The following is a 24,394-nucleotide window of genomic DNA, read 5'->3' as shown; positions in this document are numbered from 1 at the left end:
GGGGTAAAAGGGCCCGTCAGGCATTCGGGCGGCTGCTCAGCATCAACACCAGGGACAGCACGGTGATGCACGCCCCTGCGATCAGCAGTGATTGGAAGCCGCCGCTGGCTTCGATCATCCGGCCAGCCACGGTCGGGCCGATGGCCAGGCCGCCACCGATCACCAGGTTGGAGGTGTTCATCAATTTTCCGGAGCGGTCGAGGTCGGCCAGGCAGGCCAGGACCAGCGGCAGGATGAAGGTCCAGGTGAACTTGAAAAGCAGCGCCGCCAAGGCAAAACGCAGCATGTCGGGCTGGCCCAGCAGCAACAGCACGGCGCCTGCCATCAACGCGTACCCCAGCAGTAACAGCAACAGGCGTGGCAGACGGTCGCCGATCAGCGAGGTACAACCGGCCCCGACGATGCCCATCACCGTGGCGAGCGCCAGAATCTCGCCACTGGCCTCGGCAGAGAGGCCGGCATGGCTGCTGATGGAACCGATAAAGGTCCAGACACCGCTCAGGCTGACGTAGAAACTCAGCAGGCCCAGAATGCCCAGTGCGGCTTTCCACCGGGAGGCGAGGGCGATGCGCTCGGCGGCTTTTTCAGGCGCCGGGCTGCCCTGGGGAAAGTGCCGTGCCAGGGGCAGAAAGAGCGTCATCAAGGCGGCGAGGATCAGGTAGCAGGCTGACAGCCCGTAGTGCTCGAACAGCCGGGGCAGGATGCTCAGACCGATTGCCCCGACCACCAGTTGCCCCATCACCCATAACCCGTAGACACGCCCGGGATTGGCCGTGGAGGCCGCGCTGGACAGGCAGATGATCATCAACGAGCCACCGGCCAGGGCGCTGCAAAAGCGCAGTGCCAGGAGTATCGGGTAGTCGTGGGCCAGCATTGAAAGCAGGTTGGCGGCGATGAACAGCAACCCGGCCAGCAAGGCGGCGCGGCGCCAGTCGACACGCTTGAGCCACCACAGTGCGGGCAGGGTGGCCAGGCTCATGGCGCCGAGTTCGGTGGAGAACAGGTCACCGATCTGCGACGGGCTCAACTGCCATTGCGTCGCCAGTTGCGCCGCCACGGCCGGTGCGGTCATCAGAATGGTCGGGGTGATGGCAGCGAACAGCACAATGGCGGCCAGCAATGCCAATGGGGATGAGGCGCGCGAACGTTCATCGGTCAGCGGTTGGGTCTGGGTGTTCATGGGCAAGCTCCGATGAGGGGGTTCAGAACACATGGACCAGGCGCAGCAGCGCGTCGGTACCGTGATAGCCGTTGTCGGTGGCGACGTTCTGCGAGAGGCCGAACATCAACTGGTTCTGTTTATCCAGCCAGTGACCAACCTCGAAGCCCACCTGGGTGTAGCGCTTGTGGGTGTTGTCGATGCGCTGGTCATTGATCCGCAATTCGCCACCATCGGCGTGGATCAGTCGCAGTGCGCCGTAGGTGCCGGGTGTGAAGTCGTAGGAGGCGAAGGCTTGCAGGCGGTACAGCGGGTCCTGTTTCAGGTCGCTGCCGAAGTAGTCGTCGTTCTTGCCATAGAGTTGGGCTTCGAGGTTGGCTTCCAGCACCCATTTTTCACCGATGCCCTGGGTGTAGTTGTAAACGAAGGTGGTACCCCAGCGATTGGCACCGGGCGACACATCGGGATTGTTACCGTGGTATTCGCCCACAGGCAGGGTAATCAGGGTCAGTAGGCCGCTGTAGGTGCGCGAGGCCGGATCGTTGATGAAAAACACCGTGCCGCCGACCTGGGGATCACCGAAACCGCTTTCTGCGCTGCGTTGGCCGGCACCCGGCAGGCGGGCGTTGATGTCGGCGAAAGGCACGATGAACTGTGGGGTACAGAGGGTGCCGCAGAGGTCGGTGAAGAATACTTGGCGGTACGCCACGGCGTTGACCTTCAGGTCGGCCTTGCCGGTGCTGTCGGCCGGGCCGTGGAAGTCACTGGCGCGGCTTGCCGGCAGGTACAGCACGCCCAGGCTGGTACCCGAGGGGGCGCCGAAAAAGTCCCGGGCGTTGAGGTCGGCCGCACTGGCGTGCAGGCTCGACAGGCCGCCGAGCAGGGCCAGTGTGGTGGTGCGGGTGAAGGTGTGGATCATGGGCATGGCATCTCTTCTTTGAGGTGTTGTGTGGCGAACGGCTCGCCCGTGGGTGGCAGAGGGGACAAAAAAAGCGCAAAGGTGTCCCGTGGCCGTCAAAACGACAGCGAAAAAGTCAGCGCGGGTCAGTGGTGCAGATCAATCAGGCGGGGCGTGCAGCAGATGGGCGATTCGGGCTTTGTCCTTGACCCCGAGTTTGCTGTAGATGGCGCGGATGTGATGGCGCACGGTATTGGGCGACATGCCCAGGTCGCGGGCGACTTCCTTGTAGGTCTTGCCTTCGCCGAAACCCTGGGCCACCGCATTCTCCCGAGGGCTCAGTTGCATCAGCACCGTACGGCTGCGGGCGGCCAGCAGGAGCAGGTCGCCGACCGTCGAGGCCTCGACCTGCAGGTGCTTGCCGTCATAGCCCCCGGCGTCCATCGCGACCGGCAGGCAAGGGCCGGTCCAGTCCGGCCATTCGCTCAGCAGCAAGTCGACGAAGCCACGTTCCGTACAGTGCAGGGTGCCGCGCTGGTCGCACACGGCAAGTGCGAGATTGCGCGGGTGGGTGAGGGCTTCGCGCATGGCGACCAAGGTACGAATCTGATTGGCCGAGACCGCCGCCACCAGGTGCCGCATGAGGTTGTTCAGCAGCAGGCAGTCCTGCTCGGTAAAGCGTGGGGCGTCGGGCGCCCGGTAGAGCGTGAGGTGATCGCTGAGGTGGGTTTGCGGGTCGATGTACACGACGCACAGCAATTCACCGATCGCGTAGCACGAGCCGAGCCAGTTGAGCCCCGGGCCGTTGGCGGGGTTGCGCATGTCGACGATGACCGCCTGCCCCGGCACGTCGTTGACCCTGGCGATGGTCACATCGATATGACGAATCGATTGCCAATCGGCCAGGTAGCTACGGGGCAGGTTGTAGAGATAGGAGCTGTGTTCTTCCGGCAGGCCGTCAATCAGCGCAGCCCGGCCCCACCAGGCGCTGTCGAAGGGCAGTAGTTGGCGGATGCAGCTCAGCGCCGCTTCGTGGAAGTGTTCTATGTCTTTGTCCTGCGCCAGGCGTTGGAGCTCCAGTGTCATCGCGCTGAATGCCTCCAGCAGGCTGGCGTGACCATGATCATGACGGCTCATTCGTATGTACCTCTGTGCGACATTCTTATTGTTTTCGTCACGAAGTCATTAAGGGCCGGAACGTCGTTTTGACGTGGGCAGGGCCTGGAGACAAGTATCGACGGGTTGAAAGCCGATCACCATCCTACAGATGCACGATAGCGCCCGATGCAGGTTTTTTTTGGATGGCAGCCACGCGCAAAGGCCTTGCAGGCTCGTACAAGCAATCACGCTCGGTTTGCGATCAGATCCGGGGTTTCGACTCGATCAGAAAGGGCCAGGCCGATGTTCTTCAAGAAAAAACAGCCGATGCAGGACCTTGCCGCCGTCCTCAAGCAACTGCTGGCGGGAGAGGTGTTGGGAACCCAGGCACTGCACGCTTATCCGTCGGTGCAGGCCGACCTGGAGCAACTCGCCACACAACGTGCGCGGGCTGCGCGGCAGTTGCTGTTGCTCGAGGAATCAGCCCGCGATCAGGCTGCCGAAGGGGCGCGCAGCGAACAGGCACTTGCCGTGCTTCGCCGGCAACTGGAGCAGGCCGGGCAGCGTGAACAGGCGCTGGAAGCCGAGTTGCGTGAGCATGCGCAGCGCGCCCTTGCGCATCAACACGAGACGCAGATCTGGGAGCTGCTGCTCTGCACCATGACCGAAGGCTGCTGGGACATCACCGTGGTCAACGGTGACGTGCAGGATCCCGCCAGTCGCATGCGGATTTTCAATCAGTTCCGTCTGCTCCTGGGCTACGCGCCCCATGAGCTGCCCGATGGCTGGGACGCGCAGGTCAGCATCACCCACCCCGATGACCTGCCGAAGATCATGGCGATCTTCGATCGGGAAATCCTTGCGCCCCAGGGCAGCGGTGAGTACGTGTTTGAATACCGGATGCGCCACAAGACCCGTGGCTACATCTGGTGCCGCGAGCGTGGGCGAGCGGTGCGCGATGCCCAGGGGCGTTTGACGCGGGTGATCGGCGCGGTACGCGATATCAGCGACGAGCAGTCGGCGAAGACCACCCATCAACAGCTGCTCGCACACAATCAGGCCACCTACGGCCAGATCGCCACGGTGGTGAGTGTGATCAAGGGCATTGCCGACCAGACCAACCTGCTGGCCTTGAACGCCGCCATTGAAGCGGCCAGGGCCGGCGAGGTCGGGCGCGGGTTCTCGGTGGTGGCCGATGAGGTGCGCAAGCTGGCGGAAAACACCCGTCAGGCGACCCATCAGATCCAGACGATGCTGCATCAGCACGAACGCTAGGAGGGAGCTGCGTTGCGCAGCTCCTGAGGCCGGTCAGAAGGGCACGGCCACCGTCAACTGGCTGTAGAGGTTGGTGCCGTTGCCACCCACTTGGTTACCGCCGGAGTCGGCATCCTTTTTGGGTTGGTAGATGCCCACCAGCGGGCTGATGATCAGGTGGCTGTTGACCGCCCATTCGGCGTACAGGTCCAGCTCCCGGGCGTCGAGGTTCAGCGCGTCGTGTTTGCGCAGGGTATTGAAGTCGAAGTACAGCGCGCCGACCGTCAGGTTCTCCAGGGGCGTCGCCTTGAGGCCGACGTGATGGATGCCGGTATTGCTGTTGAACGGGCCGGCATAGTTGGAGGCGACTTCACCCTGGAACCAGGTGCCATAGCCGGTGCTGAGCCCGGTGAACAGCGGGTCCCATTTTTGCGAGTAGCGCGTGTAGCGGTAGGTCACTTTTGGCGACCAACCGACATCGGCGAAGGTGTAGCCGGCCTCGGCGTACCAGGCTTTTTCCGGCCCCGCGTCCTTGTCTTGCCAGGCGTATTCGAAGGCGAAGCTGGCGTTGTCGATACCGGCGCTGCCTTCGCCGCGCACGCTGTAAGTGTCCAGGCCCTCGCGCTGTTTCTGGAAGTCGCTGGCCCACTGGTCGGTGACGTTCATGCCGTGGACCCAGGTCAGCCCCAGCGTGCCGGCGGCGGCCGTGTAGTCGAGGGTGCCCGCCGCCAGTTCGGTTTCGGCCTGGGCGCGGTTGTCCGACTTGAGCCACAGCACCGAGCCGTGCAGGCCCTCTTGCCCGCCCAGGCGCAGCACCGCCGTGCGGTCGAAGGCGTGGCGTGCCGCGAGGTAATAGGCGCCGCCACGGTTCAGCGCACCGTCAGCCGGGCCTTTGCCGAGGTTGGGGCCGTCGTCGTTGATCAGGAACCCCCGGCCGATCTTGACCACCTGGCGCCCGATGGAAAAATCCACACCGTCCTTGCCCAGCGCCGGAAACAGGTCGGCGGAGCGCCATCCCAGGTAGGCGTCTTCGATTTTGGTGGTGCGTTCGCTGCCATCGGTGTTGCCCGCCGCATCGCCGTCGCCCCAGGTGCCGGAGCTGACCCAATTGAGCGCGCCATACGCGGTGCCGTGCCCGGCCAGGCCCTGGTCGCCGCTCACCCCGTACTTGATGAAACCCTCGCGCCAGGTCGAGCCGCCCGCTGTGCCGTCGTAGTTGTGACGGCTGTTGAACAGGCCGTAGACCGCCAGGAAGTCCGCATTCAGGTGGGTGTCCTCGTCGGCGTATAGCTCATAGGCCTGGGCCGGTGAATGGCCGATCAACAGCGCGATACCCAGGCCGACGGCCAAGGATTGCGTGCGTATTTTCAAGGTGTGCTCCATTGTTATAGTCCCCAGCATGGTTAGGTCGAGGGCGCATTAAGATGACCCCAGGCGGAGGAAGTCTTTCACCTGCGTGCCACGCAATTGATCCTGCCCGCCAAGCCGTATGCCTTGGCAGGCAGCAACAAAAGCCACGGCAGACATGGGCAAGACGCTCGGTGCTCGGGAAGTGCACAGTGATTTTGCGCACGATGCCGTTTCGATCAGGGACTGGCTGGGGAGGGCTTTATCGCCGGCTCCTTGAACGGCTCGATGCATCCACTCAGAAATCCGCTTTCGAGGATCCGCACCATGTCGATCAATGACCGACTTACACAGCATTTGAAACGCGGCAGCGTCGGGTTTCCGACCGCGCTGGCCAGCACCATTGGCCTGATCATGGCCAGCCCGGTGATTCTCACCGCGACCATGGGCTTCGGTATCGGCGGCAGCGCCTTCGCGGTGGCCATGCTGATTGCGGTGGTGATGATGCTGGCCCAGGCAACCACCTTTGCCGAGGCCGCCTCGATCCTGCCGACCACCGGCTCGGTCTACGACTACATCAATTGCGGCATGGGCCGTTTCTTTGCGATCACCGGCACCCTGTCGGCGTACCTGATCGTGCACGTGTTCGCCGGCACCGCCGAGACGATTCTGTCCGGGGTCATGGCCCTGGTGAACTTCGAACACCTCAACACCCTGGCGGAGTCCGCCGGCGGCTCCTGGTTGCTGGGAGTGGGGTTTGTCGTGGTGTTCGGTGTTCTCAATGCCTTTGGCGTCAGCGCCTTCGGCAGGGCCGAGATCATCCTGACTTTCGGCATGTGGACCACCCTGATGGTGTTCGGCGTGCTCGGCCTGATCGCGGCCCCGGCGGTGCAGCTGGAGGGCTGGTTCGGCGTATCGCTGGTGGGTACCGACCTGGTCACCATTCTGTCGCTGGTGGGCATGGCCATGTTCATGTTCGTCGGTTGCGAGTTCGTCACGCCGTTGGCCCCGGACCTGCGCAACTCGGCCAAGGTCATGCCCAAGGCCATGATTTTCGGCTTGTTGAGCGTGGCGACCTGCATGTTCATCTATGGCGCGGCGATGAAGCGCCAGGTGGAAAACGTGGTGCTGGATGCCGCCACCGGCGTGCACCTGCTCGACACGCCCATGGCGATCCCACGCTTTGCCCAGCAGGTCATGGGCGATATTGGCCCGTTGTGGCTGGGGATCGGTTTCCTGTTCGCCGGTGCCGCCACCATCAATACGCTGATGGCGGGCGTGCCGAGGATTCTCTACGGCATGGCGGTGGACGGCGCGTTGCCCAAGGTCTTCACTTATTTGCACCCGCGCTTCAAGACGCCGCTGCTGTGCATCCTGGTGGCGATGCTGATTCCGTGCCTGTATGCCCTGTGGCTGGGCGGCAACACCGATAACATCATGCACCTGGTGCTGGCGGCGGTGTGTGCGTGGAGTTTCTCTTATCTGCTGGTGACGCTGTCGGTGGTGATCCTGCGCATTCGCCGTCCGGACCTGCCACGGGCCTATCGCTCGCCGTTCTTTCCGTTGCCACAGATTCTTTCCAGCGTCGGCATCTTGCTGGGCATGTGGTTCATTACCCCGCCGGGCATGAACCCTGCGGACATTTATGTGCCGTTCGGGGTGATGCTCGGGATCACGGCTTCATACGCGCTGTTCTGGACACTGGTGGTACAGAAGGTCAATCCATTCAAGCCGGCTTCGGTAGAAGAAGTGCTGGCCAAGGAGTTTTCCCATGAGCCTGGCAACCCTCACAACCCTTATCTCGAGCAGGCTGCAAAAGCTGTCTGAGCTGTTCAGCGCCCAACGGGCCCCGTCCGGTTACCGGCCTGGGGTCACGCTTGAGTACGTGCGGCGCAACCTCGGGCTGGCGAGTTTCACCTCGACGGGGCCAGCCCAGGCAAGGTTTTGCCTGGACGACATCGGCCTTCAGGTGGACGTGGCCGAGCGCACCGAAGCGCAATTGCTGATGCACCTGGTGATGACCGAATTCAGGTTCACGGTGCCCGCCTCAGAGCAGGGCAGTGCGCGCTTTGAACTGCACCACAGCGGGTCGATCCGGCGCACGGGGCTGGCCTGCCGGCAACGGGCGGGAGCGCCGGATTTGCTGGCCAGGCTCCAGGCGGCCTTGAACGATGACCCCGACCTGCATCAAGCGTTGATGGGGCTGGACTTCAAGCGCCTGCACCTCGATTTGAGCGGGCAGCAATGGCACGTACGGCTTGAACACATGGGCGGCAGCGAGGTGGTCAACCGCATGCCGGCGTTCCGGCGCTACATCCCCTTGAGCGGCGCGCAGCGGGCCGGGCTGCTCACGGTACTGGCGGGTTTGCAGCGGGTATTGGGCGCGCTCTGAGTCGAGCAATTGGCATCATTAGTGCTTCTACAGTCGGTATCACGTACTTGTTGCGCCTATATAGATAACATGTTAACTATTGGCCGACAAAAACAAGAAAACCATTGTGGAGATGCCATGAGCACCTATCAGTCTGCGCACTATGGGTTGGAAACCTGGACTCGGGATCTGCGAGCGGCCTGCGGCCATTTCGACACGGAACTGGCCTTCAACCGCTCACTGTTCATCGGTGAGGTGTCCAAGCACTCCCGGGGCGGCCTGTCACTGGCCAACCTGCGCACCAACGCCGGCCTGATCAAACGCGAGCGGCCCAATGCCGATCACGATATGGACCAGCATTGCTTCCTGGTCAGCCAGCGCAGTGGCTATTGCCAGATCACCCAGAACGGCCAGGTCATTCAATTGGCCCCCGGCGATATGCTGCTGATGGACTCCACGGGTTCGATCGAGATCAGCCCGTTTGGCCTTATCGAACATGCCTCGCTGTCACTCTCGCGCAATGAAGTGTGCAAGCAGCTGGGCAGCGCCTCGAAAACCTTCGGCAAGATCTCTTCGAGCAAGGCCTGCGGGCGCATGCTCCACGTGTTGATGGACCAGCTGTGCCGCGAGGGCCTGGAGGGTCAGGATTCGATTGAAGAGGCCGAGGCGCTGCAAGCGGCGTTTGTCTCCCTGCTCGGTTCAGCCTTTGAACTGCATGACGCCCCAGGCGACAGCGGCGTGTCCTTGCAGGGCAGCAACCTGCGCAGTTATGTGCAGAAAGTCATCGACGAGTCCCTGACCCAACCCGGCCTGAGCCCGGTAGGCCTGGCCAGCCGCCTGAACATCTCGGTGCGGCATTTGTACCGCTTGTTTGAAGAACAGGACGACAGCGTCTGCCGCTACATCCAGCGTGCGCGGCTCAAACGCAGCGCGGACGATCTGACCAACCCGTTCCTCAAGAGCGAGTCGATCACCTCGATTGCCTACAAGTGGGGCTTCACCGATTCCGCGCACTTCAGCCGCTCGTTCAAGAAGCAATTCGAGCTGTCGCCCAAGGATTTTCGTTCCACTCATCTGCAGCAAGCGGCCGGGGCGGCGTAGGGTATCCATCGATCCATGAAACCGCTCACCCTGTCGGCCCATAACATTTGCGCAGTCGCGGTCGAACACTTTGCCGCTTACGGCTACGACGCTTCATCGCTGAACGAAATCGCGGTCGGGGCGGGCATGCGCAAGGCCTCGCTGTACGCGCACTTTGTCAGCAAGGACGCGCTGTTTCAGACGGTCTTCGAGATTGCCCTGGCCCATGAACATCAGTACATCGCGCAGTGCTTCAAGGAAGAGGCCGGGCACCCTGGCGTGCCTGGGCAATTGCACCTTGAGCGGTTGCGCGGGCGCTATGCGGGGTCGGCGCACCTGCGCTTCCTGTTGCGCACGGCCTACTTTCCGCCGGCGGATATTCGCAGCGTGATTACGGCAGGATTTGAGGGGTACCTGGCGAGCATTCGCGAGGATTTCCAGCGTGCCGCGCAAGGGCGGTACAGGATGGTACGGCCCGAGGCGCTCGAGGTGTTTTGTGACGCTTACCTGGGTATCGTCGACAGCCTGCATGTGGAGCTGATCTATTCGACGCCCCAGGGTTACGTCAAGCGGCTTGCGGCGTTGTCGCGGGTGTTCAGTGATTCACTGTCGCTGCTTGAAGGGGCGAGCGCTATTCAACGGATACACCGCCCCTCCCAGATTTGATCCGGTTTACATCCCGACAGAGGTCACTTCACCTCTGGCAACGTCGAGCCGCCGTCCACCACGATGGTCTGCCCGGTGATGTAGGTCGCCAGGTCGGAGGCCAGGAACAGCATGGCCCCGGCAATATCCTGAGCGGCACCGAGGCGTCCCAGGGGCACGCGGCTGGCGATGTCGGCATTGACCTGGCTGTCGCCCAGGTTATCCATGGCCGGCGTGGCAATCATCCCTGGCTCGACGCCGTTGACGCGTACCTGGTAAGTCGCCAGCTCCAGCGCGGCATTGCGGATAAAACCGTTGACCCCGGCCTTGGACGCCGCGTAGTGGCTGAGCCCCGCATAGGCAACCCGTGGCCCGGTGACCGATGAGGTGACCAGCACGCAGCCACCGCCCTGGCGTTGAAACATCGGCAAGGCGGCCTGGGTCAGCCAGAACAGGGCCGAGAGGTTGACCGCCAGCGTGCGTTCAAGAACGGCCGGGGTGATCTGCGCGAACGCTGTCAACGGAAAGTAGCCGGCGTTGTGCACCAAGATATCCAGGCGGCCCCAGTCCTGTTCTATAGCCTTGATGCCTTCGAACACCGCCGTCGCCTCGGCCAGGTCCAGCGCGATGGCCTCGACCCGGCAGCCGCGCGCACGCAAGCCCTCGGCCAATGCCTGGGCTTGTGCCAGGCGCAGGTCGGCGATCATGACGCGGGCGCCACGCCAGGCGAACGCCTCGACGATGGCCTGGCCGATACCCTGGGCGCCGCCGGTGACCAGCACGGTCTTGCCGCTGAAATCCAAGTCTTCAGGCATGTGCACGCTCCATATGGACGTAAGCCAGTGTGGGCACATCGACGATGCTCGAACCGCCATCGGCGACCACGCTGGCCCCGGTGATGATCGCGGCATCCGGGCTGGCCAGGAAGCGGCACACCTTGGCGATTTCCTCGGCGCTGGCGGGGCGCCGCAACGGCACGTCGGCGCATACGCGGGCATAGGCTTGCGGCAGGGTGTCGCCGTGGAAGCTCATCAACGGCTGCATTTCCTCGTCGGCCATGGGCGTGGTAACCCAGCCGGGACACACCGCGTTCACCCGCACACCGCGTGGGCCGTAGTCCCGCGCCAGGGAGCGATTGAGCCCGAGCAGCGCATGCTTGGCGGTGGTGTAGCCGCATACTTCGGGTCCGGCGGCCAGGGAGGCGATGGAGCCGAGCAGCACGATATTGCCGGCGCTTTCGATCAGCAGCGGCAGGCAGGCGCGGGCGCTGTAGAACGCGCTGTCCAGATTGCTGCGCAAGGCCGCCTCCCAGGTGTGTGGGCTGGTCTGGGTGGCGCTGCCCACGCCATGCCCGCCGGCGCAGGCCAGCAGCACATCGAGGCGGCCGTAGCGCTGACCAATCTGCGCAACGAAACCCTCCCAGGTGGCCGGGCAGGCCGCATCGCCGACCAACACCAGGCCGCCGGTGTCCTGCGCAACTTGCTCCAGGGGCTCGCGGCGACGGCCGATGAGCACCAGGTTGGCCCCTTCGGCGGCGTACAAGCGCGCGCAGGCGGCACCGATGCCCGTGCCGGCACCGGTGATGACAACGGTGCGTGGATCAGGCATCGGGATACTCCGTGCGGTTGAGCACTTGGCAGTAGGAGCTGACTGGAAAGTTCGACAGCTCATCGAACGACGCACCGGCATAGCCGAAGATCTTGCCGTCGCTGCGGTGCTGTTGCAGGTCGATCAGCACCAGGCCGAGGGTCGGGATGATCTTTTCGCGCCAGACGAACAGGTACAGCTGATCGGCGATCTTGTAGTAGTGGCAGCGATCGGTATCGCACAGGCCTTGCTCCACGCCCTTGAGGCATTGCCAGGCATAGAACTGATCGTTCAGGTAGATGTGCTCGTAGACTTCGCTGGGGCTGTAGCGATACAGATTGCGCAGGCCGGTCAGTTCCTGGGTGGGCGCGTGGGGGCATTGGCCCGGCTGCCAGGGTTGATCCAGGCTGCCGTGCAGGAAGTCCACGTCCACCGAGGTCAGGGCCTTGCCGGCCAGGGCGCGGCTGTAGAGGCCTTGCTCGGTTTGTTCGCGGTCCGGCATGCGCCCGATCACGGCGGTGAACGACGATGTGGTGGTGTCCAGCACCAGGCTGATGGACCAGGCCTGGCCGGCTTCATGCTTGATGAAGTCGACCAGGTACAGGCCCGGGCGGACCGAGGTGGCGCGGTAGGCGGCCGAACCGCTGGAGTGACCGTCGGCGGCGTGCCAGTGCAACTGCTCGGTGTCGAAGCGATGCTCGATCTGCCAGCCGTTGGCGAAGTGCAGGGTGAAGGCCTTGCCGTTGAGGTCGGCAAGGTTGGGCAGGATAAACGCGTCGGGGGCAAAACCATCGGCGAGGGCGCCTACGGTGATCCAGTCGGATGAAGTGGTCATTGCATGGCTCCGGTTGAGGGAATGGACACCCCGGATCATGCGGTTGGCAACCTGGCGCGCCTATCAACCAAAGGGTTGAGGCGGCTTAAAGAAACAGCGCGGCGACCAGTTCGGTACGACTGCTCACACCCGTTTTGCGAAACAGGTGGATCAAGTGGGTCTTGATGGTCGGCAGGCCGACATCCAGCTCCAGGGCCAGTTGCTTGTTGCTCGCACCCTGACGCAATAACCAGGCAATCTGGCGTTCCTTGGGCGTGAGACCGGCCAATGCATCGTCGCAGGGCTGCATATTGGCCACCGCCATTTGCAGCAATGCCTGCAAGGCATTGAGCTGAGCCAGTTGGTCGGGGGTAAACACCCCTTGCTCCGCCGTGCGCAGCAAGGAGATGGCCGCCTGGGGCTGGTCCGCGCGATGGGCCACGATCTCCACCACATCGACCACACCGTAGCGTTGCAGGAAGTCTTGATAGCGGCGGCTGTCACGCAGGGGCTGGCGGGCCATGGCGAACCCCAGCGGCACCACCGCCAGCCCGCTGGACAGGCAATTGCGCGGTTGCAACGGGTCGAATTGGCGGTAGTTGTCCAGGTAGTCGCGGTGCATCTCACCGCTCATGCCTTGCAGCCTGAAATCACGGGCCTGCAACTGGCGGTCCACGCAATAGAACGCTGCCTGGCTGGCGGGCACCAGTTGAGTGAAAGCCTGCAGGCAATGGCCTGCGACTTCCTGAGCGGGGATGGCGTGCATGGTCAGTCACCTGCGCCGTAAAAAACGCTGCCGGCCGAAGCCGGCAGAGGGGAGCGATCAGACTACCGCGAAATAGTGCTTCACAAAACTCTCGCTTACCACCTCCCACAGCACCGGCGTGCCCTTGGTCACGAACCAGCTGTCGCCGGCTTTGTAGCGGGTACTCTGGCCAGTACTTTCGTCGGTCAGCACCACTTCACCGGTGACCACCGTGGCTTGTTCGGCGAACGGGTAGACCATGCGGAACTTGCCTTGGGTGGTGCCGAAATAGGCGCTGCTGACGGCGTCGGTCGGGGCGCCGAAGGTCATTTTGCCAAAGGCTTTGACTTCGCCTTCGAGGATCTCGGAGCCGAGGTCGGCAACGGTGCCCCAGGCATCGAGGTCCGATAATTGGATGTCTTTCTTCAGGGTGGTAACGGGCATGGCAGTTCTCCTGTGAATGAAACAGCGGGGCTCAACGGCGACCGTTGAAATAGCCCGAAAGTTGATGAAGGCTTTTGCCGGCCGTGAGCAGCAGCGGGCGGATATGGTCCTTGCCCAGGATCTGCGCATGCTTGACCGCGCTGATCAGGTCGTAGCGCGACGAGCCTTCGCTCATGCCCTCGGCCAAGACCTTGCAGATGATGTGGCTGGGCGTGACCCCGAAGCCGGCGTAGCCCTGCACATAAAAGGCATTCGGGCGCCCGCTGAGCGTGCCGATCTGCGGGAACAGGTTGGCCCCGGTCGCCATCGGCCCGCCCCACGCCAGGTCGATCTTCACGTCCTTGAGGTAGGGGAAAATCTTCAACATCAGGTTGCGGTTCCAGGCTTTGAGGTCCAGCGGGATGTGCTCGACGAAAGGCGTGGCGGCACCGAACAGCAAGCGGTTTTCGTTGGTGACCCGGTAGTAGTCGATCACCGGGCGAATATCGCTGTAGGCGCCGCGTATCGGGCTGATGCGGTTGATCATCTCGTCCGACAACGGCTCGGTCATCAACTGGAAGGCATAGGTATTGACGGTGGTCTTGTGCAGTTCCGGTTCCAGCTTGTTGAGGAAACTGTCGCAGGCCCACAGCAACTTGGAGGCTTTGACCGAGCCGCGGCCGGTGCGCACGGTGATGCGTTCGCCATAACTGACTTCCAGCGCCGGGCTGTGCTCAAAGATGCGCACACCGTGGCCCGCCAGGGCCTTGGCTTCGCCCAGCAGCAGGTTCAGTGAGTGCACGTGCCCGCCGCCCATGTGCAGCAGCGCGCTGGTATAGGCGTCGGAACCGATGATCTGCTTGACCTCGGACCCCGCCATAAAGCGGATTTCGTCCTGGGTGTTGATCGACTTGAAGTCCTTCTCCCAGGCGCGCAGGGTTTTTTCCTGGCGGGCGTTGAAGCCCATGTAGCCGTAGCCGTGGCAGAAATCGGCGTCGATCGCGTACTTGGCGATGCGATCCTTGATGATGCCGGCGCCCAGCTCGCTGATTTCAAAGATCTGGCGCAGGCCTTCGTCGCCGACTTGTTGCTTGATCTTCTCCAGGTCATGGCCGATCCCCGCCATGATCTGCCCGCCATTGCGGCCCGTGCCGCCGAAACCCAGGTAGCGCGCTTCGAGCACCACAATGTTGGTGATGCCTTTTTCGGCGAGTTCCAGTGCGGTGTTGATGCCGGAGAAACCGCCGCCAATCACCACCACATCGGCTTCCACGTCCTGTTCGAGGGTGGGGAAGCTGAGGTTGTATTTCTTGGTTGCCGAGTAGTAGGTCGGCGTTTCGATATTGATCATGGCGCAGCCTGGAAAAGTGAAGGGAAACGCACTGCAGAGCCGACACGAAGCTCTGTGCCTGTTGGGGTGTATTAAGTGCCTTCCGAGCGGTAGGTGTCTTGATTCTGTGTGCCGCCGCTCTTGACCGTGGCTGCCAATCATCAACCCTGAATCCGGCCGCGCGGTAAAGCCGCACACGGGCAACAATCGCCAATGCTAGAATGTTGTTAATCTGTTAACCAATTGCGACGCCGCCATCCATGTCCAAACCGCGCCAATCCCTGACCCTCACTTTGCTCCATGCGCGTGAAGCCGCCATGGGGTTTTTTCGCCCTTCGCTCAATCAACACGGGCTGACCGAGCAGCAATGGCGGGTCATTCGGATCCTCAGCCAGCATGAGGAGCTTGAGATCAACCGCCTGGCCGAGCTGGCGTGCATTCTCAAGCCGAGCATGACCGGGGTGCTGGTGCGCATGGAAGCGGCAGGCATGGTGGAGCGGCGCAAGGCGCAACAGGACCAACGCCGCGTGCTGGTGCGGCTGGCCGAGAAGGGGCAAGCCTGTTTCGACTCAATGAGCCAGAGCATGGAAGCCAATTACCAGCGCTTGCAGGCGGGGTTTGGCGAGGAGAAGTTGCAGACGTTGCTGACCTTGCTCAACGAACTGAAAACTCTCAAGCGCTAGTTAAACTACCCCCCGTGGATACCGTCTTATCCAACACCGCGCAAATCCTACGAATGCCAACCCCCCACCAAGGTCTCCCCCCGTAGCAGCTGCCGAGCGCAAGCGAGGCTGCGTCAGGCGCGCTGCCGATTCAAGCTCGAGTCGCGGCCGACGCAGCCTCGCCGAGGCTCGACAGCTGCTACGAATGCCACGGTCTCCCCCCGTAGCAGCTGCCGAGCGCAAGCGAGGCTGCGTAGGCCGCGCTGCCGATTCAGGCTCGAGTCGCGGCCGACGCAGCCTCGCCGAGGCTCGACAGCTGCTACGAATGCCACGGTCTCCCCCCGTAGCAGCTGCCGAGCGCAAGCGAGGCTGCGTAGGCCGCGCTGCCGATTCAAGATCGAGTCGCGCTCTACGCAGCCTCGCCGGGGCTCGGCAGCTGCTACGTTAGTAGACGCCGCCGGCCGCGCTGTCAGGCGCCGGTGAATCCTTGAAGGCCGCCGCCAGGCTTTGCAGCCCGCGCATCAGCACCGTGGTGTCGACGCCCACCGCCACGAACGCCGCGCCCAGTTCGATGTAGCGCCGCGCCAGTGCCTGGTCGGCGCTGAGAATGCCGGCGGCTTTGCCGGCGCTGCGGATGCGCGCGATGGCGTCTTCGATTGCCGCCTGCACCTCGGGGTGGCCGGGGTTGCCGCGATGGCCCATCGACGCGCTCAGGTCCGCCGGCCCGATAAACACCCCGTCTACGCCTTCCACCGCCGCAATCGCCTCCAGGTTGGCCAGGCCCTCGCGGTTTTCGATCTGCACCAGCAGGCACATCTGCTCATCGGCGTGGTCGAGGTAACCGGCAATGCTGTTCCAGCGTGAAGCCCTGGCCAGCGCACTGCCGACGCCGCGCACGCCCTTGGGCGGATAATGGATGGCTTTCACCAGCGTACGCGCCTGTTCTGCGCTCTCCACCATGGGCACCAGCAAGGTCTGTACGCCAATGTCGAGCACTTGCTTGATCAACGCGGTGTCGCCGATCACCGGGCGAATCACCGGCTGGCTGGGGTAGGGCGCCACGGCCTGGAGCTGGCCGAGCATGCCGCGCAGGTCGTTGGGCGCATGTTCGCCGTCGATCAGCAGCCAATCGAAACCGGCGTTGGCGGCCAGTTCCGCGCAATAGGCATCGGCCAGGCCCAGCCACAGGCCGATCTGGGCTTCCCCGCTGCGCAGGCGATGTTTGAAGGTGTTGACAGGCATGTCCATGAGCACTCTCCGGTTAAACGAATCGGCAGGCAATCGAACCCAGCATGTCGTAGTCGACATGGAAGGTATCTCCAGGGTTGGCCGCCACCGGACGGGTGAAGGAGCCACCCAGGATGATTTGTCCGGGTTGCAGGGTGACGTCATAGGCGGCCAGTTTATTCGCGAGCCAGGCCACGCCCTTGGCCGGGTGATTGAGCACGGCGGCGGAGACGCCGGACTCTTCGATCACGCCATTGCGGTAGAGCACCGCGGGTACCTTGCGCAAGTCGATCTCGGTGGGGCGCACGGCCCGCCCGCCCATGACCACGCCGGCGTTGGCGGCATTGTCGGAGATGGTGTCGAAGACCTTGCGGGTCGCCTTCGTGTGCGGGTCGACCTGCTGGATGCGTGCATCGATGATCTCCAGTGCCGGGATCACCCATTCGGTGGCGTCGAGCACGTCGAACACCGTCACGTTCGGGCCTTTCAGCGGTTTGCCCAGGATAAACGCCAGCTCCACCTCGACGCGCGGCACGATAAAGCGCTCGAAGGGGATGTCGGTGCCTTCATCGAAGAACATGTCGTCCAGCAGCGCACCGAAATCCGGCTCGGTGATATTGGACGAGACCTGCATGGCCCGGGAGGTCAGGCCGATCTTGTGGCCGACCAGCTTGCGCCCGTCCCTGATTTTCTGTTCCACCCAGGCGCGCTGGATGGCGTAGGCGTCTTCGAGGGTGATCGCCGGGTGATCGAGGGAAAACTGACGCACCTGTTCGCGTGAACGTTCGGCCTGGTCGAGGCGCGCGGCGGCTTGCAAAATGAGCGATTGATCAAGCATGGCAAGAGTCTCTTATTGAGGGTTGACGATGGCTGCCCGGGTGCGCAGCACCAGCAGGCCACCGAGAGCAATCAGCAGCGCCAGGACGTACAGGGCCAGGCTGGCGCTCTGGGTGGTGTCGCGCATCCAGCCGATCAGGTAGGGCGCGAAGAATGACGCGATGCTGCCGAACGAGCTGATCAGGGCGATCCCGGCGGCCTGGGTGTTATTGGAGAGGAACGCGGGAGGCAGTTGCCAGAACATCGGCAACGCCGCGCTGGCGCCCATGCCGGCGACGATCAGGCCGCCCAGCACCACGGCCGGGTTGGCGGGGGCGAGCCCGGCGATGGCAATGCCCACGGCCGACATCAGCAAGGGCACACACAGGTGCCAGCGGCGTTCACGCTGGCGGTCGGATGAGCGCCCGCAGCCAATCATGAAAAAACACCCGGCCAGGTACGGCACCGCACTGAGCAGGCCGACCTTGCCGTCGCTGCCGATGCCGGCACCGTGGATCAGCGTCGGCATCCAGAACGCCAGGGTGTTGACCGCCAGCATCACCGCGAAGTACACCGCCACCAGCAGCCACACCTGTGGGTTGCGAAGAATCGCGGAGAACGAGGTGATGGATTTGCGGTGTTCTTCCTGGTGCAGTTGCTCGCGCAGGTGTTGCTTCTGTTCCGGCGCCAGCCACTTGACCGTCTCGAAGCTGTCCGGCAGGCACTTGAGCACCACCAGCCCGAGCAGAATCACGGGGGCGCCTTCGATGACGAACATCCATTGCCAGCCGCGCAGGCCGCCCAGGTCGTGGAAGTGTTCAAGGATGCCGCCGGAAAGCGGGCCGCCGATCACCCCGGCCATCGGTACTGCGATGGCAAACAGGGCGGTGACTTGCGCGCGACGCCCGGCCGGGTACCAGCGGTTCAGAAACACCAGGATGCCCGGGAAGAAACCGGCCTCGGCCACCCCCAGTAAAAAGCGCAGCACATAGAAGCCCATGGCGCCGTCGATCAGGAACATGCAGGTCGACAGCACGCCCCACACCACCATCAGCGTGGCAATCCACCGCCTGGGGCCGACACGGTCCAGGGCCATGTTGCTGGGGACGCCAAACAACGCATAGGCCACGAAGAACAGGCCGGCGCCGAAGCCATAGACGGTGTCGCTGAAGTTCAAGTCCGCGCTCATCTGCATCTTGGCGAAGCCGATGTTGATGCGGTCGAGATGGGCGAAGAGGTAGCAGATCAGCAACAACGGCATCAGCCGCCAGGTGATGGTGCTGTGGGTACGGTCGCGTGCGACCTGGCCGAGGGGGGCGGCGGTATGGGCTGTGCTCATGGTTTTATACTTTTTGTCTGAGAGGCCGAGGGTGTGAACGGGCAGGGTGCTTTAGCCGACCTGCGCCTTGAGGAACGCATGCACGTTGTTCTGCTTGAAATTGAGCTGCTCGTGCAGTTCGAGCATTTCAAACGACAAGGCCAGCAGGCGCTGGGCCTGAAGCGCGGCGAAGTGCTGGGTGATGACCTCGAACAGGCGCTCGGCGACGTGCTGCCGTGTCGCCAGGTCGCGGCCATGGCCGACCTTCAACGTCATGTGCACGAAGGCGTAGTCATGCTTGCCGTCGGCCATGCGCCAGGTGTCCAGGCGCACGCCACGGCTGCGGATGCCGCCCAGGGGAAACACGCCGCTGGCGCCCAGGCTGGCGTGGACTTTTTCAAACAGGCCCGGCAGGTCGGCCTGCTGTTCGATGTTGTCGGTGTATTCAGCGATGAAGTGGGGCATGGAACCTCCTGCGTCGGTAGCTTTTAGCGGCAAGCTTCAAGCGGCAAGTGAGCGTGATCGGCTTGTAGCTTGCGGCTTGAAGCTTGTAGCTGTTCTTATTCAAACCGGGAAAATGGCGTTGATCTGCCCGGTGCCCGAGCTGCCGAAGGGTTCGGTGATGATCTCGGCCGGCTTGTCGTAGTCCGGCCCGCCGAGCAAACCGAGAAGCATGGCGGTGTCGTGCATCTTGCCTTCGCCAAAGCAATGCTCGGCGTAGTCCGGGAGCATGGCGCAGAACTCTTTCCAGCGGCCCTGGCGCCACAGTTCCACCACATGCAGGTCGACCTGCTTGTCGAATTCACGGGTCCAGTTATGGATATTGGCTTCGGCATTGCGGTCGTCGGAGAAGCGGTGCGACAGCGAACCCGAGGCCAGCACCACGACTTTGCGGTCGCTCTTCTCGATGGCCCGGCGCACGGCGGCGCCGAAGGTGAAGCTGTCTTGCAGGCGATGCCAGGCACACCAGGCGGCAATCGAAACGACGTTGAAGGTCTGCTCGTCCGGTACGCCCATGTGCATGTAGCGCATCGGTACCAGGGTGCCGTATTCCAGCTCCAGGCTCGGGATGTTGTGGGCCAGGGTACGCACGTCGGCGGCATTGGCCTCGGCGGCGATCAGCTCGCCCAGCTCCGGGCAGCCGGGGTATTCGTACGCCATGTTCTTGATGAAGTGCGGCAGTTCGTTACTGGTGTAGATGCCCTTGAAGTGCTCGCCGCTGTTGACGTGATAGGCGCTGTTGACCAGCCAGTGCACGTCGAACACCACGGCGGTATCGGCGCCCAGCTCGCGGGCGCGCCGACCGATTTCCTTGTGCCCGGCAATCGCCGCTTCGCGGCAGCCGTGGTGCTTGCCAGGCAGCTCCGACAAATACATCGAGGGTACGTGGCAGATCTTTGCTGCCAGAACTACTTCGCCCATGATCATTCTCCTGAGTATTTATTCTTTTGTAGGAGCGAGCTTGCTCGCGAAAAACATCAACGATAACGCAGCACTTCTGTTAGCCGGCGGCGCCTGCGGATTCTTCGCGAGCAAGCTCGCTCCTACAGGACGCGTTGTTGTGTCCGGGTTACACGCCCCAGCGTGGAATGTGATGGCTGCCCATCGAGATGCACACGTTCTTGATCTCGGCGAACACTTCGAAGCTGTACTGGCCGCCTTCACGGCCGGTGCCGGAGCCCTTCACGCCGCCGAACGGTTGGCGCAGGTCGCGCACGTTCTGGCTGTTGATGAACACCATGCCCGCTTCGATGCCATAGGCCAGACGATGCGCCTTGCCGATGTCCTGGGTCCAGATGTAAGACGCCAGGCCATATTCGGTATCGTTGGCCAGTTGCAAGGCTTCGGCTTCGTCCTTGAACGGAATCAGGCACACCACCGGGCCGAAGATCTCTTCCTGGGCGATACGCATGGAGTTGTCCACGTCAGCGAACACCGTGGGCTGGATGAACTGGCCTTTGCTCAGGTGCGCCGCCAGGTTGGCCGGACGCTCCAGGCCACCGGCGAGGAGGGTGGCGCCTTCTTCAAGGCCGATCTTGATGTAACCGGTGACCTTGTCGTAGTGCGCCTGGGTGATCATCGAGCCGACCTGGGTTTTCGGGTCCTGGGGGTCGCCGACGATCAGGCGTTTGGCGCGCGCGGCGAACTCGGCGACGAACTGCGGGTACACGCTTTCCTGGATAAATATCCGGCTGCCGGCGGTGCAGCGCTCACCGTTCAACGAGAAGATGGTGAACAACGCAGCGTCGAGGGCGCGCTCCAGGTCGGCATCTTCGAAGATCAGCACTGGCGACTTGCCGCCCAGTTCCATGGAGTACTTTTTCAGCCCGGCGGTCTGCATGATTTTCTTGCCGGTGGCGGTGCCGCCGGTGAAGGAAATCGCGCGTACATCGGGGTGACGCACCAGGGCATCGCCAGCGGTGGCGCCGTAACCCTGGATCACATTGAGCACGCCTTTTGGAATCCCGGCTTCCACCGCCAGGCGCCCCAGTTCGTTGGCGGTCAGCGGCGACAGCTCGGACATTTTCAGCACCGCGGTATTGCCCAGGGCCAGGCACGGCGCGGTTTTCCAGGTGGCGGTCATGAACGGCACGTTCCACGGCGACACCAGCGCGCAGACACCCACCGGCTGGTACAGGGTGTAGTTGAGCATCTGGTCATCGACCGGGTAGCTGTGGCCGTCCATGCGCGTGCAGACTTCGGCGAAAAAATCGAAGTTGTGCGAGGCGCGGGGAATCAATACGTTTTTGGTCTGGTGAATCGGCAGGCCGGTGTCGAGGGTTTCCAGTTCGGCCAGGTGCGGCACGTTCTGTTCGATCAGTTCGCCGAGCTTGCGCATCAAGCGCGCCCGTTCCTTGGCCGGGGTGCCGGCCCATTTCGGGAAGGCTTCCTTGGCCGCCGCCACGGCTTGCGCGACTTCCTCGGCGCCGCCGCTGGCGACTTCACCGATGGCTTCGCCGGTGGCCGGGTTGTAGTTGACGAACACGTCTTTGCTTTCGACCTCACGGCCGTTGATCCAATGTTTGATCATGCTGCTCAAGCCTCTTTACGGGCGCTGAAGAACGCCGCTTCGCTGACAATTCGGTTAACCAGGCGGCCTACGCCTTCGACTTCCACAATCACTTCATCGCCAGGCACGACGTCGGCCAGGCCTTCGGGCGTGCCGGTGGCGATCATGTCGCCGGGTTGCAAGGTCATAAAGCTGGACAGGTATTCGATCAGGTAGGGAATGTCGAAAATCATGTCCTGGGTGCTGCCTTCCTGGCGCAGCTCGCCGTTGATCCAGGTGCGCAGTTTCAGGTTGCTCGGGTCCGGCACATCGGCCACATCGACGATCCACGGGCCGACGGGCGTGGTGGCGTCGCGGTTTTTCACGCGCAGGTTGGGTCGGTAGTAGTTTTCCAGGTAGTCGCGAATGGCGTAGTCGTTGCACACGGTGTAGCCCGCCAGGTAATCCAGGGCGTCTTCGCGCTTGACGTTGCGCGCCGGCTTGCCGATGACGGCCACCAGCTCGCACTCGTAGTGCATGTAGGCGACGTTATCCGGGCGCCAAGTCACCTGGTTGTGGCCGGTGTAGGTGCCCACGGACTTGATGAAGGCCAGGGGTTCGGTCGGCGGCTTGAACGCCAGTTCAGCGGCGTGGTCGGCATAGTTCAGGCCCAGGGCGAACATGCTGCCGGTCGCCGGTGGCAGCCATTGCACCTGGTCTTCGGCCAGCAGGCGACCGTCGGCCAGGCGCACGGCGTTTTCAGCTTCGACCTGTACCGAATGGACTTCACCTTCAAAGCGAATACGGGCGTGTTTCATGAGAGCTCCTCTGCCTTGATGTGGTTGACCAGGCGGCCGAGGCCGCTGATCTCGACCTCCACGGTGTCGCCGGGCTGCACATCCACCCGGCCTTCGGGCGTGCCGGTGATCAGCACATCGCCCGCGTGCAGGGTCATGAATTCGCTGATCTCGGCGATCAGCAATGGAATATTGCGCACGAAGTTGGCCGTGGTGTTGTGCTGGCGAACCTCGCCGTTGACGTACAGGGTGATCGCAAGATTGTGCGGGTTCGACACCTGCCCTGTGGGTATCAGCTCGGGCCCGATGGCGCAGAACCCATCGCGGCATTTGGCTTTGACGGCGGGGCGGTAGTAGCTGTCTTCCGGCAGGCTGAACTCATTGACGAGGGTGTAGCCGGCCACGTAGTCGAGGGCTTCATCTACGCTGACGCGGCTGGCGCTCTTGCCCATCACCACCCCCAACGCCGGCCCAGGTTGCAGGCGTTCGCCCTGGCCGGGATGCACCACCTCGGCGCCGTGCTGGTTGCGGGTGTTGGGCGTCTTGATGAACAGCACCGGCTTGACCGGCGGTTTCTGGTACGGCGGCTGTTCGAATTCGGCGAGGCGCTGCTTGAGCAACCCCTGGTAGTTCAGCGCGACACCGAAAAGGGTGCCGGTCGCGATGTCATGCAAGGCACGGCTCATGGGTTCTCCTGGCAGGGCCATGGCGGCCTTGCATTTAGTTAATGTGTTAACAGTTATAATTAAGATGTTAACTATCGTCAAGGGTGTAGACTGTCCACGGGGTGCTTGCAGGGTGAGCACCGCTGCATCAGGGCAATCACAATAAAAACGAGTAGCGTGCGATGAGCGACCGTCAACCCATCCCGAACATCAACATTGGCCAGGTGTACGACCAGCGCTACAGCGACGCCGAAGTCCATTACGACAAGCTGGCCAACCTGGCGGATTTTTTCGGGCGCAACATGCCCGTTCACCGGCATGACCGGTTCTTCCAGGTTCACTACGTAAAAAGCGGCACCGTGCGCGTGTACCTGGACGACCAGCAATACGTCGAGTCCGGGCCGATGTTCTTCCTCACGCCACCCACGGTGCCGCACTCGTTTGTGACCGAGGCCGACAGTGACGGGCATGTGCTGACGGTGCGTCAGCAATTGGTGTGGCAACTGATCGAAGCCGACGCCAGCCTGGCGCCGGCCGGTGTGCAATTGCCGGCCGCGTGTGTCGCCCTGACGCAGTTGGCGCCGCAATACGCGGGCGATATCCGCCGCCTGGATTATCTGTTCGAGGAACTGCGCGAAGAGGTAAAAGCCCAGCGTTCCGGGCGCAGCGCAGCCCTGGATAGCCTGACGCGGTTGATCATGATCAGCCTGTTGCGGCTGTGTTCGAACTCGTTGAAAGCCACGCCCGCCCGCCACGAAGACTTGAAAATCTTCCACCGCTTCAACGAGCTGATCGAAGCGCACTACCAGCAACACTGGCCGTTGTCGCGGTATGCCCAGGGCATTGGGGTGACAGAAGCACGGCTCAATGATGTGTGCCGACGCATTGCCGACTTGCCGTCCAAGCGCCTGATCCTGGAGCGCCTGATGCAGGAAGCCAAGCGCCTGCTGCTGTTTACCGGCAGCTCGGCCAACGAGATCTGCTATCAGCTGGGGTTCAAGGACCCGGCCTATTTCAGTCGTTTTTTCCAGCGTTACGCCCAGCTCACTCCGGGGGAGTACCGCCAGCGCCAATCGGGGTTGCGTTGAGCCAGGCATAAGGTAGGTCTTGTTGATCTTGTGCGGATCATCATGAGCATCGCTGCGGTGCAACAGAATGGCTTTTACGCC

Annotated in this window: 24 protein-coding genes and 2 pseudogenes; 8 read left to right on the top strand and 18 right to left on the bottom strand. The window is 62.9% G+C overall.

The genetic code is table 11. The features are described from left to right. Positions 1 to 16: 16 nt before the first annotated feature. The 3 genes from PspCFBP13509_RS28360 to PspCFBP13509_RS28350 all read right to left on the bottom strand — a co-directional run bounded on the left by PspCFBP13509_RS28360 (position 17) and on the right by PspCFBP13509_RS28350 (position 3,194). The gene (locus PspCFBP13509_RS28360) at positions 17 to 1,180 is read right to left on the bottom strand and encodes an MFS transporter (RefSeq protein ID WP_137212997.1); all 1,164 of its coding nucleotides are present in this window, start codon (positions 1,178 to 1,180) and stop codon (positions 17 to 19) included. A gap of 22 nt (positions 1,181 to 1,202) precedes the next feature. Further along, a complete protein-coding gene (locus PspCFBP13509_RS28355; RefSeq protein WP_137212996.1) occupies positions 1,203 to 2,084 on the bottom strand; it encodes a transporter in 882 nt (293 codons plus the stop codon). 132 nt (positions 2,085 to 2,216) lie between these two features. After that, positions 2,217 to 3,194 carry a helix-turn-helix transcriptional regulator gene (locus tag PspCFBP13509_RS28350; protein WP_065923943.1) on the bottom strand — a complete coding sequence of 326 codons (978 nt, stop codon included), beginning with the start codon at positions 3,192 to 3,194 and terminating at the stop codon, positions 2,217 to 2,219. A gap of 147 nt (positions 3,195 to 3,341) precedes the next feature. Between PspCFBP13509_RS28350 and PspCFBP13509_RS32005 the strand changes: the two are divergent. Next, positions 3,342 to 4,121 (top strand): annotated as a pseudogene (locus PspCFBP13509_RS32005) (PAS domain-containing protein); the annotation flags it as partial. Beyond that, a pseudogene (locus PspCFBP13509_RS32310) lies at positions 4,107 to 4,418 on the top strand (methyl-accepting chemotaxis protein); the annotation flags it as partial. The pseudogenes PspCFBP13509_RS32005 and PspCFBP13509_RS32310, both read left to right, overlap by 15 nt. A gap of 45 nt (positions 4,419 to 4,463) precedes the next feature. On the opposite strand, the gene PspCFBP13509_RS28340 reads toward PspCFBP13509_RS32310, so the two are convergent. Then, positions 4,464 to 5,792, bottom strand: a complete 1,329-nt coding sequence (locus tag PspCFBP13509_RS28340; RefSeq protein ID WP_065948000.1) for a hypothetical protein — start codon at positions 5,790 to 5,792, stop codon at positions 4,464 to 4,466. Between the two features lie 291 nt (positions 5,793 to 6,083). Between PspCFBP13509_RS28340 and PspCFBP13509_RS28335 the strand changes: the two genes are divergently transcribed. From PspCFBP13509_RS28335 to PspCFBP13509_RS28320, 4 genes are all read left to right on the top strand, one after another. Next, on the top strand, positions 6,084 to 7,583 hold the full coding sequence (locus PspCFBP13509_RS28335; protein WP_092359660.1) for an APC family permease: 1,500 nt from the start codon (positions 6,084 to 6,086) through the stop codon (positions 7,581 to 7,583). After that, positions 7,528 to 8,148 (top strand): DUF3156 family protein, encoded by a 621-nt coding sequence (locus PspCFBP13509_RS28330; protein WP_065923947.1) that lies wholly within the window; start codon positions 7,528 to 7,530, stop codon positions 8,146 to 8,148. The genes PspCFBP13509_RS28335 and PspCFBP13509_RS28330 overlap by 56 nt, the downstream gene beginning before the upstream one ends. A 117-nt stretch (positions 8,149 to 8,265) precedes the next feature. Beyond that, positions 8,266 to 9,228: a transcriptional regulator FeaR gene (gene feaR / locus PspCFBP13509_RS28325; RefSeq protein WP_137212995.1), complete on the top strand. Its 963-nt coding sequence runs from the start codon at positions 8,266 to 8,268 to the stop codon at positions 9,226 to 9,228. A gap of 15 nt (positions 9,229 to 9,243) precedes the next feature. Further along, on the top strand, positions 9,244 to 9,873 hold the full coding sequence (locus tag PspCFBP13509_RS28320) for a TetR/AcrR family transcriptional regulator (RefSeq protein ID WP_065923948.1): 630 nt from the start codon (positions 9,244 to 9,246) through the stop codon (positions 9,871 to 9,873). A 23-nt stretch (positions 9,874 to 9,896) separates the two neighbouring features. On the opposite strand, the gene PspCFBP13509_RS28315 is transcribed toward PspCFBP13509_RS28320, so the two are convergent. The 6 genes from PspCFBP13509_RS28315 to PspCFBP13509_RS28290 all read right to left on the bottom strand — a co-directional run bounded on the left by PspCFBP13509_RS28315 (position 9,897) and on the right by PspCFBP13509_RS28290 (position 14,772). Continuing rightward, entirely contained in the window at positions 9,897 to 10,667 is a 771-nt protein-coding gene (locus PspCFBP13509_RS28315; protein WP_065947997.1) for an SDR family oxidoreductase, read from the bottom strand. Next, the gene (locus PspCFBP13509_RS28310) at positions 10,660 to 11,460 is read right to left on the bottom strand and encodes an SDR family NAD(P)-dependent oxidoreductase (protein WP_137212994.1); all 801 of its coding nucleotides are present in this window, start codon (positions 11,458 to 11,460) and stop codon (positions 10,660 to 10,662) included. Before PspCFBP13509_RS28310 ends, PspCFBP13509_RS28315 begins: the two co-directional genes overlap by 8 nt. Then, on the bottom strand, positions 11,453 to 12,274 hold the full coding sequence (locus tag PspCFBP13509_RS28305; protein ID WP_065923951.1) for a molybdenum cofactor biosynthesis F family protein: 822 nt from the start codon (positions 12,272 to 12,274) through the stop codon (positions 11,453 to 11,455). Before PspCFBP13509_RS28305 ends, PspCFBP13509_RS28310 begins: the two co-directional genes overlap by 8 nt. Positions 12,275 to 12,359: 85 nt before the next feature. After that, the gene (locus PspCFBP13509_RS28300; RefSeq protein WP_065923952.1) at positions 12,360 to 13,019 is read right to left on the bottom strand and encodes a response regulator transcription factor; all 660 of its coding nucleotides are present in this window, start codon (positions 13,017 to 13,019) and stop codon (positions 12,360 to 12,362) included. 57 nt (positions 13,020 to 13,076) lie between these two features. Then, positions 13,077 to 13,442: a cupin domain-containing protein gene (locus tag PspCFBP13509_RS28295; protein WP_065923953.1), complete on the bottom strand. Its 366-nt coding sequence runs from the start codon at positions 13,440 to 13,442 to the stop codon at positions 13,077 to 13,079. A gap of 31 nt (positions 13,443 to 13,473) precedes the next feature. Then, on the bottom strand, positions 13,474 to 14,772 hold the full coding sequence (locus PspCFBP13509_RS28290) for an NAD(P)/FAD-dependent oxidoreductase (protein ID WP_131698848.1): 1,299 nt from the start codon (positions 14,770 to 14,772) through the stop codon (positions 13,474 to 13,476). A 239-nt stretch (positions 14,773 to 15,011) separates the two neighbouring features. Between PspCFBP13509_RS28290 and hpaR the strand changes: the two genes are divergently transcribed. Continuing rightward, positions 15,012 to 15,434, top strand: a complete 423-nt coding sequence (gene hpaR / locus PspCFBP13509_RS28285) for a homoprotocatechuate degradation operon regulator HpaR (protein WP_027603487.1) — start codon at positions 15,012 to 15,014, stop codon at positions 15,432 to 15,434. A 423-nt stretch (positions 15,435 to 15,857) separates the two neighbouring features. Here the strand turns inward: hpaR and hpaI are convergent, their stop codons facing one another. The 8 genes from hpaI to PspCFBP13509_RS28240 all read right to left on the bottom strand — a co-directional run bounded on the left by hpaI (position 15,858) and on the right by PspCFBP13509_RS28240 (position 23,246). Beyond that, positions 15,858 to 16,661, bottom strand: coding sequence for a 4-hydroxy-2-oxoheptanedioate aldolase (hpaI, locus tag PspCFBP13509_RS28280; RefSeq protein WP_137212993.1), 804 nt, complete (start codon positions 16,659 to 16,661; stop codon positions 15,858 to 15,860). A gap of 13 nt (positions 16,662 to 16,674) precedes the next feature. Next, entirely contained in the window at positions 16,675 to 17,478 is an 804-nt protein-coding gene (hpaH, locus tag PspCFBP13509_RS28275; RefSeq protein ID WP_065923956.1) for a 2-oxo-hept-4-ene-1,7-dioate hydratase, read from the bottom strand. A 12-nt stretch (positions 17,479 to 17,490) separates the two neighbouring features. Continuing rightward, complete coding sequence (locus tag PspCFBP13509_RS28270; RefSeq protein WP_137212992.1) at positions 17,491 to 18,795, bottom strand: MFS transporter; 1,305 nt, start codon at positions 18,793 to 18,795, stop codon at positions 17,491 to 17,493. 51 nt (positions 18,796 to 18,846) lie between these two features. Continuing rightward, entirely contained in the window at positions 18,847 to 19,239 is a 393-nt protein-coding gene (locus tag PspCFBP13509_RS28265) for a 5-carboxymethyl-2-hydroxymuconate Delta-isomerase (protein ID WP_065923958.1), read from the bottom strand. 99 nt (positions 19,240 to 19,338) lie between these two features. Beyond that, positions 19,339 to 20,196 carry a 3,4-dihydroxyphenylacetate 2,3-dioxygenase gene (gene hpaD / locus PspCFBP13509_RS28260; protein ID WP_074845900.1) on the bottom strand — a complete coding sequence of 286 codons (858 nt, stop codon included), beginning with the start codon at positions 20,194 to 20,196 and terminating at the stop codon, positions 19,339 to 19,341. A 148-nt stretch (positions 20,197 to 20,344) separates the two neighbouring features. Continuing rightward, positions 20,345 to 21,805 (bottom strand): 5-carboxymethyl-2-hydroxymuconate semialdehyde dehydrogenase, encoded by a 1,461-nt coding sequence (gene hpaE / locus PspCFBP13509_RS28250; protein ID WP_065947991.1) that lies wholly within the window; start codon positions 21,803 to 21,805, stop codon positions 20,345 to 20,347. 5 nt (positions 21,806 to 21,810) lie between these two features. After that, positions 21,811 to 22,581 carry a fumarylacetoacetate hydrolase family protein gene (locus tag PspCFBP13509_RS28245; protein ID WP_065947990.1) on the bottom strand — a complete coding sequence of 257 codons (771 nt, stop codon included), beginning with the start codon at positions 22,579 to 22,581 and terminating at the stop codon, positions 21,811 to 21,813. Continuing rightward, entirely contained in the window at positions 22,578 to 23,246 is a 669-nt protein-coding gene (locus PspCFBP13509_RS28240; RefSeq protein WP_065923961.1) for a fumarylacetoacetate hydrolase family protein, read from the bottom strand. Before PspCFBP13509_RS28240 ends, PspCFBP13509_RS28245 begins: the two co-directional genes overlap by 4 nt. A 161-nt stretch (positions 23,247 to 23,407) precedes the next feature. On the opposite strand from PspCFBP13509_RS28240, the gene hpaA reads away from it, so the two are divergent. Further along, the gene (gene hpaA, locus PspCFBP13509_RS28235; RefSeq protein WP_027603496.1) at positions 23,408 to 24,313 is read left to right on the top strand and encodes a 4-hydroxyphenylacetate catabolism regulatory protein HpaA; all 906 of its coding nucleotides are present in this window, start codon (positions 23,408 to 23,410) and stop codon (positions 24,311 to 24,313) included. Positions 24,314 to 24,394 lie beyond the last annotated feature (81 nt).

It is taken from the genome of Pseudomonas sp. CFBP13509, assembly GCF_005233485.1.
Taxonomy (GTDB): Bacteria; Pseudomonadota; Gammaproteobacteria; order Pseudomonadales; family Pseudomonadaceae; genus Aquipseudomonas; species Aquipseudomonas marginalis.
This window is presented reverse-complemented; position numbering and strand designations above follow the sequence as displayed.

Bases quoted from the DNA above. Each gene is read 5' to 3' on its own strand.
- PspCFBP13509_RS28310 (WP_137212994.1), bottom strand. From the start codon at position 11,460: ATGCCTGATCCACGCACCGTTGTCATCACCGGTGCCGGCACGGGCATC.
- hpaD (WP_074845900.1), bottom strand. From the start codon at position 20,196: ATGGGCGAAGTAGTTCTGGCAGCAAAGATCTGCCACGTACCCTCGATG.
- PspCFBP13509_RS28270 (WP_137212992.1), bottom strand. From the start codon at position 18,795: ATGAGCACAGCCCATACCGCCGCCCCCCTCGGCCAGGTCGCACGCGAC.
- hpaA (WP_027603496.1), top strand. From the start codon at position 23,408: ATGAGCGACCGTCAACCCATCCCGAACATCAACATTGGCCAGGTGTAC.
- PspCFBP13509_RS28340 (WP_065948000.1), bottom strand. From the start codon at position 5,792: ATGGAGCACACCTTGAAAATACGCACGCAATCCTTGGCCGTCGGCCTG.
- PspCFBP13509_RS28330 (WP_065923947.1), top strand. From the start codon at position 7,528: ATGAGCCTGGCAACCCTCACAACCCTTATCTCGAGCAGGCTGCAAAAG.
- hpaR (WP_027603487.1), top strand. From the start codon at position 15,012: ATGTCCAAACCGCGCCAATCCCTGACCCTCACTTTGCTCCATGCGCGT.
- hpaE (WP_065947991.1), bottom strand. From the start codon at position 21,805: ATGATCAAACATTGGATCAACGGCCGTGAGGTCGAAAGCAAAGACGTG.
- hpaH (WP_065923956.1), bottom strand. From the start codon at position 17,478: ATGCTTGATCAATCGCTCATTTTGCAAGCCGCCGCGCGCCTCGACCAG.
- PspCFBP13509_RS28320 (WP_065923948.1), top strand. From the start codon at position 9,244: ATGAAACCGCTCACCCTGTCGGCCCATAACATTTGCGCAGTCGCGGTC.
- PspCFBP13509_RS28265 (WP_065923958.1), bottom strand. From the start codon at position 19,239: ATGCCCCACTTCATCGCTGAATACACCGACAACATCGAACAGCAGGCC.
- feaR (WP_137212995.1), top strand. From the start codon at position 8,266: ATGAGCACCTATCAGTCTGCGCACTATGGGTTGGAAACCTGGACTCGG.
- PspCFBP13509_RS28335 (WP_092359660.1), top strand. From the start codon at position 6,084: ATGTCGATCAATGACCGACTTACACAGCATTTGAAACGCGGCAGCGTC.
- PspCFBP13509_RS28245 (WP_065947990.1), bottom strand. From the start codon at position 22,581: ATGAAACACGCCCGTATTCGCTTTGAAGGTGAAGTCCATTCGGTACAG.
- PspCFBP13509_RS28305 (WP_065923951.1), bottom strand. From the start codon at position 12,274: ATGACCACTTCATCCGACTGGATCACCGTAGGCGCCCTCGCCGATGGT.
- PspCFBP13509_RS28300 (WP_065923952.1), bottom strand. From the start codon at position 13,019: ATGCACGCCATCCCCGCTCAGGAAGTCGCAGGCCATTGCCTGCAGGCT.
- PspCFBP13509_RS28360 (WP_137212997.1), bottom strand. From the start codon at position 1,180: ATGAACACCCAGACCCAACCGCTGACCGATGAACGTTCGCGCGCCTCA.
- PspCFBP13509_RS28290 (WP_131698848.1), bottom strand. From the start codon at position 14,772: ATGATCAATATCGAAACGCCGACCTACTACTCGGCAACCAAGAAATAC.
- PspCFBP13509_RS28315 (WP_065947997.1), bottom strand. From the start codon at position 10,667: ATGCCTGAAGACTTGGATTTCAGCGGCAAGACCGTGCTGGTCACCGGC.
- PspCFBP13509_RS28355 (WP_137212996.1), bottom strand. From the start codon at position 2,084: ATGCCCATGATCCACACCTTCACCCGCACCACCACACTGGCCCTGCTC.
- PspCFBP13509_RS28240 (WP_065923961.1), bottom strand. From the start codon at position 23,246: ATGAGCCGTGCCTTGCATGACATCGCGACCGGCACCCTTTTCGGTGTC.
- PspCFBP13509_RS28350 (WP_065923943.1), bottom strand. From the start codon at position 3,194: ATGAGCCGTCATGATCATGGTCACGCCAGCCTGCTGGAGGCATTCAGC.
- hpaI (WP_137212993.1), bottom strand. From the start codon at position 16,661: ATGGACATGCCTGTCAACACCTTCAAACATCGCCTGCGCAGCGGGGAA.
- PspCFBP13509_RS28295 (WP_065923953.1), bottom strand. From the start codon at position 13,442: ATGCCCGTTACCACCCTGAAGAAAGACATCCAATTATCGGACCTCGAT.